12 protein-coding genes are annotated in these 13,712 nt (G+C 68.3%); 8 read left to right on the top strand and 4 right to left on the bottom strand.

Annotation, left to right across the window (positions count from 1 at the left end):
* Window positions 1-212: 212 nt before the first annotated feature.
* Together W5W_RS0100815 and W5W_RS0100810 are read left to right on the top strand one after the other, a co-directional pair.
* Complete coding sequence (locus W5W_RS0100815) at window positions 213-725, top strand: PH domain-containing protein (protein WP_029573981.1); 513 nt, start codon at window positions 213-215, stop codon at window positions 723-725.
* Between the two features lie 179 nt (window positions 726-904).
* Window positions 905-1,150 (top strand): hypothetical protein, encoded by a 246-nt coding sequence (locus tag W5W_RS0100810; RefSeq protein WP_017193951.1) that lies wholly within the window; start codon window positions 905-907, stop codon window positions 1,148-1,150.
* 195 nt (window positions 1,151-1,345) lie between these two features.
* On the opposite strand, the gene ahpD is transcribed toward W5W_RS0100810, so the two are convergent.
* Window positions 1,346-1,876 carry an alkylhydroperoxidase, AhpD family gene (gene ahpD / locus W5W_RS0100805; RefSeq protein WP_008729502.1) on the bottom strand — a complete coding sequence of 177 codons (531 nt, stop codon included), beginning with the start codon at window positions 1,874-1,876 and terminating at the stop codon, window positions 1,346-1,348.
* A gap of 125 nt (window positions 1,877-2,001) precedes the next feature.
* On the bottom strand, window positions 2,002-2,583 hold the full coding sequence (locus W5W_RS0100800) for a peroxiredoxin (protein ID WP_008729512.1): 582 nt from the start codon (window positions 2,581-2,583) through the stop codon (window positions 2,002-2,004).
* Between the two features lie 517 nt (window positions 2,584-3,100).
* On the opposite strand from W5W_RS0100800, the gene W5W_RS0100795 reads away from it, so the two are divergent.
* The 4 genes from W5W_RS0100795 to W5W_RS15170 all read left to right on the top strand — a co-directional run bounded on the left by W5W_RS0100795 (window position 3,101) and on the right by W5W_RS15170 (window position 8,024).
* A complete protein-coding gene (locus W5W_RS0100795) occupies window positions 3,101-4,084 on the top strand; it encodes an MsnO8 family LLM class oxidoreductase (protein ID WP_017193950.1) in 984 nt (327 codons plus the stop codon).
* 157 nt (window positions 4,085-4,241) lie between these two features.
* Window positions 4,242-6,122 (top strand): DUF7059 domain-containing protein, encoded by a 1,881-nt coding sequence (locus W5W_RS0100790; protein WP_050980315.1) that lies wholly within the window; start codon window positions 4,242-4,244, stop codon window positions 6,120-6,122.
* A 219-nt stretch (window positions 6,123-6,341) separates the two neighbouring features.
* Window positions 6,342-7,412, top strand: coding sequence for a phosphatase PAP2 family protein (locus W5W_RS0100785; protein ID WP_034498516.1), 1,071 nt, complete (start codon window positions 6,342-6,344; stop codon window positions 7,410-7,412).
* Between the two features lie 216 nt (window positions 7,413-7,628).
* Window positions 7,629-8,024 (top strand): YrdB family protein, encoded by a 396-nt coding sequence (locus W5W_RS15170; RefSeq protein ID WP_017193947.1) that lies wholly within the window; start codon window positions 7,629-7,631, stop codon window positions 8,022-8,024.
* On the opposite strand, the gene W5W_RS0100775 is transcribed toward W5W_RS15170, so the two are convergent.
* Both W5W_RS0100775 and W5W_RS0100770 read right to left on the bottom strand, forming a co-directional pair.
* Window positions 7,987-9,900 (bottom strand): sensor histidine kinase, encoded by a 1,914-nt coding sequence (locus W5W_RS0100775; RefSeq protein ID WP_017193946.1) that lies wholly within the window; start codon window positions 9,898-9,900, stop codon window positions 7,987-7,989. The two genes, W5W_RS15170 and W5W_RS0100775, sit on opposite strands and share 38 nt — an antisense overlap.
* Window positions 9,901-9,919: 19 nt before the next feature.
* Complete coding sequence (locus W5W_RS0100770) at window positions 9,920-10,681, bottom strand: response regulator transcription factor (RefSeq protein WP_017193945.1); 762 nt, start codon at window positions 10,679-10,681, stop codon at window positions 9,920-9,922.
* Between the two features lie 216 nt (window positions 10,682-10,897).
* Here W5W_RS0100770 and W5W_RS0100765 point away from each other — a divergent pair, with 216 nt between their 5' ends.
* Complete coding sequence (locus W5W_RS0100765) at window positions 10,898-12,250, top strand: PAS domain-containing protein (RefSeq protein WP_017193944.1); 1,353 nt, start codon at window positions 10,898-10,900, stop codon at window positions 12,248-12,250.
* 63 nt (window positions 12,251-12,313) lie between these two features.
* Complete coding sequence (locus tag W5W_RS0100760) at window positions 12,314-13,633, top strand: diguanylate cyclase (protein ID WP_017193943.1); 1,320 nt, start codon at window positions 12,314-12,316, stop codon at window positions 13,631-13,633.
* Window positions 13,634-13,712: the final 79 nt, after the last annotated feature.

The following is a 13,712-nucleotide window of genomic DNA, read 5'->3' as shown; positions in this document are numbered from 1 at the left end:
GCACCACGCACCGGGTTGTGACCGATCTCGAGCTGGAAGCGGACCGATTTCGACGCGGAGTACGACCGATCTCGGCACGGGTTATGACCGATCTCGCGGTGGGGAGCGACCGATTTCGACGCGGAACTCGACCGATCTCGACGGAGGGGGGCAGAGGGGTGCGGGAGTGGTAGGGGCCGCGAAGAGCCCTCACATCATGGCACCATATGCTCATGGCTCTGTCGAAGAAGCTGCTCAGCCGCGACGAGGTCGTGGTGCGGCACATGCACACCCACATCAAGGCTCTGCTGTGGAGAATCATCCTCGAAGTGGTGCTGGTCGTGATCGGCATCGTCGGCTCGGTGCTGGCCCCGGCTTCGTGGAGTCCCTGGGGCCTGGTCGGCATCTGGGTCGTGGTGCTGGTCGCGAGCGTGCCGCTGCTCGTGGTGCCGTGGCTGCAGTGGTACGCGCACACCTACACGGTCACCACCAAGCGCATCATCACCCGCTCCGGCGTCTTCAGCCGGGCGGGCCATGACCTGCCCCTGACCCGGATCTCCGACATCCAGCTGGACAAGGACTTCACCGACCGCTTCTTCGGCTGCGGCACGCTGGCGCTGCAGACCTCCGCGGACGACCCCCTCCTCCTGCACGACGTGCCCCAGGTGGAGATGGTTCAGGTCGAGATCTCCAACCTGCTGTTCAACGACGTCCAGGGCGCCATCGACGTCGATCCCCGCAGCTGACTGGCGCGCGACTGCCACGTGACCGGCGCGCGACCGGCATGTGATCGGCATGGAGACGCGGATCGGGCTTTTCCGGCGACGCGCGGGGGCCGCGGCCTGGCTGCTCAGCGGCGTTGTCCTGCCGGGAACTGCCTGAAGAGATCCCAGTCTATCTCCAGTTACTGCCGCAATGGCCCGCAATGGGGCTGCTCGCGGCCGCTGCCGGCCCGGGGTGCTTCCGGCGCCTGAGCATTGCGCTGACCGCCGTCTCCGTCATCGGATTCGCCCCGTTGAACATCACGCTCGATGAGCAGTCGCTGTTCGGCCTCTGGGATTCCGAAGGACTCGTGTATGACACGCTGACCATCTGGATCGTGCTCGCCGGCGCCAAGATCCTGCGAGATTCCAGGCGACCAGAACCCGAGGCCTCAGATGAGGCCGCCTGACGAACCGGACTGAGGGCCTGAGAACCTGTCGGCAACGCTGCGGCGCCACTCCTTCCGATTTCGCCCGGGCGTGGGTCCCATGACGGCGGGGCACGACGGCGGCCGCCCAGCCGTCTTGCAACAGCCGGTCGGCCGCCGTCCTGTGTGAGAGCCCGCGCCTCTGCCTCTACCGGCGCCGGTCGGCTTCAGTCGAGATCAGTCGAGAGCCTCGACGACGCCGATCGCCTGGGCCACTCCGACCAACGTCGAGGCGATGCGCACAGCCTCCCAGATCTGCTCGGTGCTCAGGCCCTCACCGCGCACCGTGGCCTCGTGGGCGTTGATGCACTTCTCGCAGCCGTTGATGGTGGACACCGCCAGACTCCACAGCTCGAAGTCGACCTTCTCGACTCCGCCGGCCGAGCCGATGATGTTCATGCGCAGGCCCATGCGCTCGTTGTCGTAGTCGCCGCCGAGGAAATGGCGAGTGCGGTAGGCGACGTTGTTCATCGCCATGATGGATGCGGCGCCGAGCGCGGCGGAACGGGCCTCCTCGCTCAGGTGCTCGCGGGCCTCCTCGGCGACCTGCACGAGCACGGACTCGTTGCGGGTGGCGGCTGCTGCGGCCAGGAAGGTGCCCCACTGCTGCTGCTCGGTCAGCGTCGTGGCGCGGGTCAGGGTGGACAGGTTGAGGGACAGGTCCTTGGCCCAGTCCGGCAGGGCTGAGCGCAGGGTGGCGATGGTCATGGGTGGTCCTTCGTGAGGTAGCAGATGGTTGACGCTGTGCTGAGGCGGTTCCCGAGCTGCGCGGTCAGTGCCTGGCTCGGTACCCGCCCGGGTGGCTGATTCGGCGGCTGATTTCGATGGCTGACTCAGCCCTTCATCTCGGACAGGGCGTCGATGGTGGCGGCGCCGGCCTTCCAGTTGCAGGCGCACAGCTCGTCGGACTGGAGGGCGTCGAGCTGGCGCAGGACCTCTTCGGTGTTGCGACCCACGGAGCCGGAGGTGATGGACACCGACTGGATGACGTTGTGGGGGTCGACGATGAAGGTGGCGCGGTCGGCCACCCCGTCGGCGTTCAGGACGCCCAGGGCGCCCACCAGCTCGCGCTTGAGGTCGCTGGCCATGGGGAAGGGGAGGTCCTGGAGCTTGTCGTGGCTGCGGCGCCAGGCGTAGTGCGTGTACTCGTTGTCCACCGAGACGCCGATGACCTCGCAGTCGCGGTCCTTGAACTCGTCGTACAGGTCGCCGAAGGAGGCGATCTCGGTGGGGCACACGAAGGTGAAGTCCTTGGGCCAGAAGAACACGACGCGCCAGGTGCCCTCGGGGACGGAGGAGGAGACGGCGGTGAAGTAGTCCTCGGGCTTGTCCGCGGCGACGTCCTTGAGGTTGCCGGGGACGACGGCGGTGAGCTCGTAGTCGGGGAACTGATCGCCGATGGTGAGAACGGGCATGGGTGCCTCCTGAGAGCGGTTGGCCGGGCCTGCTGGGACCCGATCGGATCGGGCCCGTGCGGAGCGGCCGGTAAGCGGTTGATGAAACGGTCGATATCTGTTGCGCGACGCCTTGCGGCGCGGGGCTGACTGGCGGTCTGCGCTATGGGCACCAAGGTAGGGCCAAGATTCGATAAGTTCAAACAACTTGTTCGTAGTGAGAAATAAAGAACAACTTATGGTGCTGTTGTTCTGGTGCACCTGCCGGGCGGAGGGCGCATGGAGGGTGCATGGAGAGGCGGGATGGGCACACGCAGACGCGGAGGGCGGGCGGAGACTCGGAATGAGCGGGGAATGGATCCGGAATGAGCGTCGTCGTCCGCGTGTTGCCCCGAATGCCGCTCGGCGGGCTCCGCCCGAGCGATCCGACCCGGGGCGCTGGACCGGAGCGTCCCCGCGTCTCAATGACCTTGCAGACAAGTCCTGGCCGGCCGACGAGCACGAACTCTGACAACTGACCACTCTGAAGGAGACCCGCATGCGACTGAGCGCCCTCGAGCAGATCCCTCTCTTCGCGGGGCGCACACCCCGCCGGGTCATTGAGGACACGGTCCGCCTGGCCCGCGGCCTGGAGGACAGCGGCTACCACCGCTTCTGGATCGCCGAGCACCACAACACCAGCGCCTTCGTCTCCAGCGCGCCCGACCTGCTCATGATGCACATGCTGGACGCGACCGACCGCATCCGCGTGGGCTCCGGCGGCATCATGGCTATGCACTACGGGTCGCTGCAGATCGCCGAGCGCTTCGCCACCCTGGCGACCCTTTTCCCCGGGCGCGTGGATCTGGGGCTGGGCCGTGCGCCCGGCGGCGACATGCTCGCCGCACGCGCCCTGAACCAGGGGCGCTTCATCGCCCCCGAGGCGATCGACGCGCTCATCGACGAGACCGTCGCTTTGCTGCGCGATGAGCTTCCGGCCGGTCATCGTTACGCGGCCCTCGGCGTCCACCCCGCCCCGGAGGTCCTGCCCGAGCTCTGGCTGCTGGGCTCCTCGGGGCAGTCCGCCGCCTGGGCCGGTGCCCACGACCTGGGCTACGCCTACGCCCAGTTCTTCACCGGGCGCCAGCAGATCGACGTCATGAACCACTATCGCGCCCATCTCCCGCAGGGAGCGTCGAGCGACCGGACGCTGTCGGCCATGTGTATCTCGGCGGCGCCCACTCGCGATGAGGCCCGCGAGCAGGCGCTGGCGGCCGCCGACTTCCGGCTGGCGCTGCGCCAGGGGCGTGCAGTGGGCTTCCGCGCGCCTGATGCGCTCAGCCCCGGGCGTCGGGCGGAGGTCGAGGCCCACCTCGAGCGTGACACCGCGATCGTCATCGGCACCTACGACGAGGTCGCCGAGACCCTGCGCGCCTTCGCGGAGAATCACGGCACGGACGAGCTCATGCTCATCAGCTACATCGACGACGTCGAGGTCAAGCTCGCTCAGTACGGCGAACTCGCTGCTCGCTTGGCGGGCTGACGTCGGTGGCATTCGTATTCATTCGCATTCGTCGAGATAGACATTCTCGAACGAAACAGACGGTGACACCGTCGATCTCGTTCGAAAAAGTCGATCTCGTGCGGGGAGGCGTGCGGGGGTGCGCCGGGGAGGCGCGCCGCACCGCTACGGTCGTCTCATGAGCCCGCCCTCTGCGCCCTCTGCACCTTCCGCGTCGCCTGCGCCCTCTGCACCTTCCGCGTCGCGTTCCTCGTCCTCGCCTCCGCCGCCCACCGCCACTGCTGAGCAGGTGCGTGCTCTGCGCGAGGATCTTGTCTCCAGTGGTTGGGGCGTCGAGACCGTGGCCGACCTTCTGGGCGATGCGGCTGCGGCCGCCCTGCATCGCGAGATCCGCCTGCCTGCTCTGCGGGCCGTTCGTGCGGCCCTGGCCGAGAGTCGGGACGCCGGCACCGCCCCGTCGCCGGTCGCCGTGCTCACCGCCCTGTTCATGCTCGGTGAGCCCGTTGCGGCCAGTGAGCTCGATGCGGCTCTTCCCAGCACCCGCACAGCAGGCGCGCTTGCGATGGGCCTCGTCCTCCCCGTCGGGCATGATGGGTGCGATGAGCCCGGCAACACCGAGAGCAGGCTCCCGCGGTCGGGCCCCGTGCCAGGGCCGGCGGCCGGTGCGTCGGCCGCCCCGTCCGCTGGAAGCGAGCCCGCAGGTGCTGGTGTCGGCGTACCGGCAGCGCCAGCCGCCTCGCCAGCCGCCTTGGCCTTCGACTCCGAGCCCCCGGCCGCCGTGCGCGTCGTCCGTGCGGCAGTGGACCTGCGCCCCCACGAGACGACCGACGACGCCGGCGAGGCGCGCTGGTGGGTCGCCTCCGACCTCGGCGAGCTCACCACCGGACGCGAACTCGCCCCCGACCACGTCCTGGGCATCGGTGGGGCGGGCCTGACCCTGGCCTCCCTCACTCCGCGCGCGCCCGTGGCCACCGCCGTGGATCTGGGCTGCGGCTGCGGCATCCAGACCCTCTACCTCCTGCGCCATGCCGAGCGCGTCACCGCCACCGACATCTCCGCGCGTGCCCTGGCCTTCACCGCCTTCAACGCCGCTCTGGCGGGTACCGAGCCCGACCGCCTCGAGTTGATCCGCGGCTCCCTCCTCGAACCGCTGAGCGGCCGCGCCTTCGACCTGATCGCCACCAACCCGCCTTTCGTCCTCACTCCGCCCGCCGTGCGCGAGGCCGGCCTGCCCCTCATGGAGTACCGCGACGCCGGCGCCCCGGTGCTCCCCGCCCTCGTGCCCGCCGTCGGCGAGCACCTGAGTCCCGGCGGCATCGCCGTCATGCTCGGCAACTGGGAGCACCACCGCGGCCAGGACTGGCGCGAGCACGTGCGGGCCTGGCTGCCAGACGACCTCGACGCCTGGGTGATCCAGCGTGAACGGCAGGACCCTGTGGAGTACGCCGCCATGTGGCTGCGCGACGGCGGCGCCGCCCCCGAGCGCGATGAGATCGCCTTCAACGCCCGACTCGGCGCCTGGATCGACGATTTCGCCGCCCGCGGCGTCGAGGCGGTCGGCATGGGCTATCTGGTTCTGCACTGCCCCGCTCTCGATGATCGCCGGCGCCGTCCCTGGCGGGTCCTGGAGGAGGTGAGCACCGTCCCGCCCGGACCGCTCGGAGGGCATGTGGCGCAGGTTCTCGCGGTGCGCAGTCGCCTGGCGGGGATGAGCGACGACGATGTGGCCGCGCTTCACCCCGTCGTCGCCCCCGACGTCACCCAGGAGCGCCATCTGCGCCCCGGGGCGAGCGATCCGACCGTCATCCTCATCCGCCAGGGCGGGGGTCTGGGGCGGGTGGTGCGGGCCGACACCGCGCTCGCGGCGCTGGTGGACGTCGCCGACGGCGAGCTGAGCGTGGCTCAGATCGCGGCCGCGGTGGCTGCACTAACAGGACTGACAGGACTGACAGGGCTGACAGGAGAGGCGGGAGCGGATGCCGAAGCGCTGCACGCCGAGGCCGAGCTCGTGGCGGCCACGCGCTCGCTCGCGGGCGATGGCTTCCTAACATTTTCCTAACAGTTTCCGCCGTCTCCCCGGTTTCTATCCGACATTTCTCAGTGTTCTTACAGTATTCCGCCCGGTGCTCGCCCCATGGACCGAGCCCGCCAACGCCAGTGACCGCGGGCGGCGAGGATCTGACCGGCGGCTCGATTGGGAAACCGGTGTGGTACACGTCGTACCCCATGAGTGAGGTGCTGCGCCGACACATTCAGGATCGGCTTCTACGATCTGCCGGTGACTTCTTTCGGCTCCCGCGCTCATGGCTCCGCCACACGCATGCGTCTGCGCGGGGCAGTGCTCGCAGTGGTCTGCCTGGGGGTGATCTTCTGCCTGTGGTTCGTGTTCGTGCTCTCCCGCAGGGGCCAGGTGGTGGAGGCGGCCGCGCTGGAGGGGTCGAAGATCGGCGCCCACTACGTCGCCGGTCACGCCCGCACCCTGCTCTCGGTGGTCTCCATGCCGGCTGCGGGGGCGCTGGTGGCCATCATCCTGCTGATCGGCCTGCTGCGGAGAAGTCACCGCCGGGCGGTCTGGGCGGTCGTGGCGGTGGTGGGGGCGAATCTGTCCACCCAGGCCCTGAAGTACTGGATCCTGTGGAGGCCGGACTACGACATCACCGCGCGCATGGACAACGCCAATACTTTTCCCTCGGGCCATACGACCATGGCGACCTCGGCCGCCGTGGCCCTCATCCTGCTCTCCGGCAGGAGGTGGCGGGCGCTGTCCGCCTGGGCGGGGGCGCTGTTCGCCATTGCGATGGGGTACTCCACGCTCGCGTGCCAATGGCACCGGCCCTCCGACGTGATCGCCGCCCTTCTCGTGCCGGTGGCCTGGGGCGCTCTGGCCGTGGCCGGAGGCGCCTGGGACTCCGCCTCCTACGGCGTCGCTCCGCCGATCGCGGAGGAAGACGGATCCGAGCGCGATGAGGACCATTCGGACGCCGATGAGGTTGAGGACTCCGAGGACCCCGAAAGCCCTGACGGCGCAGGCGGGGAGTCGACCGCCTCGGCTGAGGAGGCGGATCGTGCCCTGCGTCGAGCACCGACGACGGGCCCGGCGATTCTGAGCCTGCGGACCCAGAGGATCGGGAACGCCCTGCTCGCGCTGCTCGGTGCGGGCAGCATGCTGGTGGCGACGGTCCTGGGCATCTGGGTGTGGACGAGGGCCGATGAGCTCGTCGCCCGCCGCGTGCTCTTCGCCTCCTACGCCACCGGGGCCGCCGCCGTTGTGGGGGTCGGCTGCCTGGCCATGGCGGCTCTCGTGAGCCTGACCGACTGGGGAGCGGAGCGGCACGAGCGCCTGCCCTGACGCCCCGCCCCTCATCGAAATCGGTCGCACTCCGCCTCGAGATCGGTCCACATCCGGCTCGAGATCGGTCGTACTCCGCCTCGAGATCGGTCCGCTCCGGCTGCGGGTGCGGTCCCGCCGGTGTCCGGCTCGGCGAGGCCCCCCGTCGCTGAGCCGTCGAGCCACTGATGTCACTGAATTGCGGATACGGCGGGGAAGAATGTATAGAGGCGGAGTGTGACAGGTTCGTTCACCATTGTGTTCACCGCCAACGCCGCCATCAGATTTCTGCTGGAGATGGGCAGCTGCGCCCTGCTGGTCGTCATTGGTTTCAAGGGGTACAGGCCCCCGCTGAATCTGCTCATCGGCATTGCCCTCCCACTGGTCGTGATGGGCGTGTGGGCCTACTTCGTCGCGCCGATGTCGGCCCATCGTCTTCCAGCGATGGCGAGGATCGTGGTCGAGTTCGTTCTGTTCGGGACCGTGGCCGTTCTCGTGGGTCGTCAGTGGTCGGCGAAGTGGGGGGTGGGCCTTCGCCATCCTGGCTGCAGTCAACTGCGCCGTCGCTCAGATCGGGGAAACCGCCGGGTGAGCCTCATTCCACTCCCACGGCGGCGGGCAGTCTCACCGTGAAGGTCGTGCCGTGCGGCGTGTCCTCGGGGGAGCCCTCAGGCGCCTGACGGGAGTCCACGGTGAGCGTGCCGCCGTGGGACTGGACGATCGCCAGCGCGATGCTCATGCCCAGGCCCGTGGATCCGGTGCGCCGCTCTCGGGAGGCGTCTCCGCGCGCGAAGCGCTCGAACATCCTGTCTCGCATCTCCGGTGCGATGCCCGGGCCGTCGTCCGCGATCGTGATGACGAGCTCCTCGGCCCCCCGTGCGGGCTGGGAGTCGGCGCCACCGGGTTGGGCGGATGAGCGGGCTTCGTGCGACTCGACGGCGCCGGAGCCGTCCGGCAGCCGCCGGGGCGTATCGGTGCCTTCGATGCTCGCGGCCGGGGAGCGCGTCAGGGTCACGGACACATGCGATCCGGCGGGCGTGTGGACGCGGGCATTGGCCAGAAGGTTGACCAGCACCTGGCGCAGGCGCGCCTCGTCTCCCAGGACCAGCGGCGGCTCGGGCTCGAAGTCCTCGAGTTCATCCTGGCTGAGGTCCGCGGGGGCGTCGAGGGCGGTGAGATTGAGGTCCCATACGTGGTCGGGCCCCGCGGCGCGGGCGTCGGAGACGGTGTCCAGCAGGATGCCGACCAGGTCGACCTCGTCGTGCTGGAGCTCGCGCCCGGCGTCGAGGCGCGCCAGGAGCAGCAGGTCCTCGACGAGCTGGGTCATCCGCACAGACTCGGAGTGCACCCGGTCCAGGGCGTGCACGGCCTCCTCCGGCAGGGCGGCGTCACCGCCTTCGCGGGCGATGAGCTCGGTGTAACCGCGGATCGAGGCCAGCGGGGTGCGCAGCTCGTGGGAGGCGTCGGCCACGAACTGGCGCACCTGGGTCTCGCTGCGCTGGCGCGCCGCCAGAGCCTCATCGACGTGCCCGAGCAGCGTATTGAGCGCCGAGCCGACCTGTCCCACTTCCAGGGAGGAGCTCAGATCCTGATCGGGCACGCGCTCGTCGATGCTGACCTCTCCTTGCGCCAGGGGCTGGGAGGCGACTCGCTCGGCGGTGCAGGCCACTCGCTCCAGCGGTGCCAGGGAGGAGCGCACCAGAACGCTCCCCGCTATCGCCACGATGAGAATGCCGGTGGCTCCTATGGCTCCCTCGAAGAGGAGCTGGGTGCGCACGAGTGCGTTGTCGAGTTTCAGCGACAGGCCCGTGACGACGGTGTCACCGGTGTCGGCGTCTTTGGTCACGAGAACCCGGTAGTTGCCCAGGGAGTCGATGTTGGCGGTAACCGGCCTCCCGGTAGTCTCCAGGGACAGCAACGCCTGCCGTTCGGCCTGGCTCAGGCCCTGGTAATGGCCGTCTTCGTCGATATAGCCGGCCGTCACGGTCGAGGATGCGGATGCTGGGGAGGCCGGGTCCTGATCATCGTCGTGCGCGCCGGAGGCTATGAGCGTCAGGGTGCCGGCGGACTGTCCGGCCGCATCCAGGCCCGCGGGGATGGGCTTGTCATGCGCCTTATCGGGGCCTGGGGTCTCGCATGCGTGAGGGGGTTGAGTCGAATCCGAGGCTGAAGAGGTTGAAGAAGTGGAAGAAGCGGACGAGGTGGAATCCGCCTCTGGTGAGTCCGGATCCTCGTCCTTCTCGGCTTTTGCGCCTTCCGCGTCCTTTTCGTCCTTCTTATCCTCGAGCTCGGGTTCGTCGTGCTCCGCCTCGTGGCGGCGCATCTCGGCGCGGTGGGAGGCCGCGGTGAGCTGCTCGTCGAGCCGGTTCATGAGCGTGTGTCGCAGCGTGAGTGTGGAGAAGGCCCCTGTCGCGGCGGCCATGACGAGCATCAGGCCGAGAACGCCGACGACGAGCCGGGTGCGCAGGCTGCGCGGACGGAGGGGCGGCAGCGGCGGTCGGGCTTTCACGATCCGGTCCCGGGTGCGCTCAGCTCTGCGACTTGCCTGAATCGGCCGGCTTGAGCACGTAACCGACGCCGCGCATGGTGTGAATCATCGGCTCGCGGCCCCTGTCGATCTTGCGGCGCAGATAGGAGATGTAGAGCTCGACGATATTCGCCTGCCCGCCGAAGTCGTAGTTCCACACCCGGTCCAGGATCTGCGGCTTGGACAGGACCCGTCGAGGGTTGCGCATGAGGAAGCGCAGCAGCTCGAATTCGGTGGCCGTCAGATTGATCTCCTCCTCGCCGCGCCAGACCTCGTGAGAGTCCTCGTTCATGCGCAGATCCCCGACCTCGAGCAGCTCGTCCTGCTGCTCGGCGCTCGCACCGGAGCGGCGCAGCAGGGCGCGCAGCCGGGCGACGACCTCCTCCAGGGAGAAGGGCTTGGTGACATAGTCGTCGCCGCCCGCGGTCAGTCCGGCGACGCGGTCCTCCACCGCGTCCTTGGCGGTCAGGAACAGGATGGGCACGTTCGACTGGCGGCCGTGAATGCGGCGCATGACCTCCAGGCCGTCGAAATCGGGCAGCATGATGTCCAGGACGATGACGTCGGGCTCGATCTCCTGGGCGGCGCGCACGGCGGCGACGCCGGTTCCCGCGGTGGTCACCTCCCAGCCCTCGTAGCGCAGCGCCGAGGCCAGCAGGTCCGCCAGCATCTGCTCGTCGTCGACGACGAGGACTCGCACGGGCGAGCCGTCGGGGCGGGTGAGGGTCTCAGAGGAGGAGGTCATGCCGGTCGCGCTGGTCATACGGCTATCCAACAAGAGTTTCCTGTGCCAGAACTGTGTGACGGGCGTCCCTTTAATGGCGAAGAAGGGTTGTGTGTGCGGTGTGATATTAACCGCTTATGGGGCATTTAGAGGCCGCGTTACATCTTTGTAACCATTGAAGAGTGTGCGCCGGAGCTGTGCCTGAGGCAGGCTTACAGATGCATAGATTTCACTTCTACCGTACCGGGACACTGCGTGGAAACCATCCAGGGCAATGAGCGCCTCTTCGACGCCGAGGACGTCTTCTTCTCGACCACTGATCTCAAAGGCGTCATCCGCAATGCAAACCAGACCTTTATGACTCTCGCGCGCCACCCGCGCGAAGAGATGGTCGGCGCTCCGCACAACATCATTCGTCATGATGACATGCCGGCCGGCGTCTTCAAGCTCATGTGGGATGACCTCGAGGCCGGGAAGCCCGTGTGCACCTATGTGCTCAATCGTGCCGGGGACGGCCGCGACTACTGGGTCTTCGCGACGGTGACCGCCATCGAGGAGGGCTACGTCTCGGTGCGCACCAAGCCCTTCGATGAGAGCACGTTCGCCGCGGTTCGCGAGGTCTACGGACGCGTGCGCGCCCTTGAGCGCGAGGCGGCCGAGCAGGGCGCTTCGCGCCGCGAGGTGGCCGAGAAGGGGGCTGAGGCCCTGCTGGCCGAGCTCGACTCTCTGGGATTCTCCTCCCTGTCGGCCTTCAGCACGGCGTCTCTGCCCACCGAGGCCGTGCTGCTGATCAAGAAGCGCGTGCGTGTTCCGCGTCGAGAGGAGATGGATGGGGCCGCCGCCACGATCCTCGACTGCGCTAAGAGCATCGAGCGCGACAGCGACACGCTTGTGGGGCAGATGAGCGGCTACCGCTCGCTTCTCGACGGCTTGGGCGCCTGGATGCAGGAGGCTCCCGCGATCATCGACCAGGCGCGCCGCATCGGCGAGCTCGTCGCCATGTTCGACAGCCAGGACCCGGAATCCTCGGTGCCCGGCGTCGCTCAGCGCGTGGCGGAGCGCACCAGTCACGCCGTCGAGCAGCTCACGGGGCTGACCGTGACGGTCGTCGAGCTGTACCGGGCCGTGCAGGCACTGAGCTTCCGCGCCTCTCTCATGCGGTTGCACACGCTGGTGCTCGGCTCGTACGCCGCCGCGGTTGTCGATGGCACGGAGGAGGACGTTCCGGCTGCGATGGCCGATCTGCATCGCGCCCTCGATGCCGATCTGGAAGCCGTCGGCGCCGCCTGCGAAGAGGTCGGCTCCCGGCGCGATGCGCTCGACAGCTCCATGCGCCTCGTCGTATCCGACCTCGACCGCACGAGGCGTCCTTTCGATCGCTGGTTGCGAGCGCTCCAGAGTGAGCACGCCTCTCTGCGCGAGGGTGTTGAGGGCGATGTTCTGGCGCTCCTGGGTGAGGCGGAAGGACTGTCGAATAAGGGTTTCCCGGAGATGTCCTCGCTGGCGGTGCTCGCCGCTCGTTGCCGAGGCCTGGACCTCTCATATAATGCTGCTGCTATGGCTGATGCTAGCAAGTCGATTTCTAGCGCGATTGCTGGGTTGGTATGAGAGGCCGCCTTCGTACGCCGGCGCGTGCGATGACGAGCAACGAGTATTCAAGAGAGGACAGACGTGGAGTCTCAGGTCGGGTATGAGCGGTTCTTCGAACCGGACGACATCTTCTTCTCGACAACCGATGACAAGGGCGTCATTCTGCGGACCAACCGCACTTTCGACAGCCTGTCGCGCTACAGCCGCGATCGGCTCATCAAATCGCCCCACAACATCATCAGGCACCTGGATATGCCCGCGGGCGTCTTCAGGCTCATGTGGAACGATCTTCAGGCCGGTCTGCCGGTGTGCGCCTACGTGGTCAATCGCGCGGCGGACGGCCTCGACTATCGTGTTTTCGCCACGATCGTGCCGATCAGCGGCGGATATCTCTCGGTGCGCACCAAGCCGCTCGACGCCGCTACTCAGCAGGCCACGGAGCAGGTCTACCGCTCCGTGCGCGCCAAGGAGCGCGAGGTGGCCGCGCGCGGCGCCTCGCGGCGCCAGATCGGCGACTACGGTGCGGACGACCTGACGCGCGAGCTCGGCGCCATCGGCATCACCTCCCTCCATGCGATGACGCTGGCGCAGCTGCCCCGCGAGGTCTCCACCCTGGTCTCCACGGGCGTGCGCGTACCGCCCCCACCGCCGGTCTCCGGTCCCGTGACCCAGATCCTGACGGTCGTCGGCCATATCGAGAAGGACACCAACCTGCTCGTCTTCGAGCTCGAGGAGTACCTGAGGCTGCTGACCTCTCTGGCGGACACCAAGGGCACGCTTCTCGACGTGGCCGATCGTGCCGAGTCCTTCGGCCGGGTCGTGGGCGGGCGCACCCTCAATGTCATGGACAGGACGGATGCGCTGGCCTCGCAGATCATCGAGCTGTCCGCAACCGCCACGCCCGCGCTGCGCGCTCTGCCCGATCGTATGGATGCCCTGCGCCAATCGGTGCTCGAGCTGCGCTTCTCGGTGGCGCTCATGCGTCTGCTCACGCTCATGGTCGGGCGCTTCGCCCGCTCCGTCCTGGACGGCAGCGAGGAGGACCCGGCGGGGTCGATCCGCGATCTGTGCGAGGCTCTTGAGGATGGTTTCTCCCGTCTCGGACCGTTGTGCGTCGAGGTGGAGGAGGGTGTGACCGCCCTCGACGCCGAGTTGGGCGCGATCACCCCGAGTCTGGACCGCATGGTGCGCCGTCTGAGCCGCTGGGTGGACCGTCATGGCGGCATGGGAGCCTCTGTCAATGTCGCTCAGGCGGCGGCCCTCGCCGAGCGCGGGACGCCCGAGGTGCGCGGCTTGGCGGCGCTCGCCGCCGAGTGTCGCGGCCTGCACCTGCCCTTCGACGAGAACGTCATCCATCAGCGCATCCAGGTGCTCCGCTCGGCTCTGGCTGAAATCGGCTGACGAGCGGTTGACGAGCAGCTGAGGAGCGAATGACGAGCGCCTGACCGATGAGCCGCCGGGCCCGGTCGGCGGACTCGTC

The sequence above is a fragment of the Actinomyces massiliensis 4401292 genome (assembly GCF_000269805.1).
GTDB lineage: Bacteria > Actinomycetota > Actinomycetes > Actinomycetales > Actinomycetaceae > Actinomyces > Actinomyces massiliensis.
Note: the sequence above shows the minus strand (reverse complement) of the source record. Positions and strands in the feature narration are given on the sequence as shown.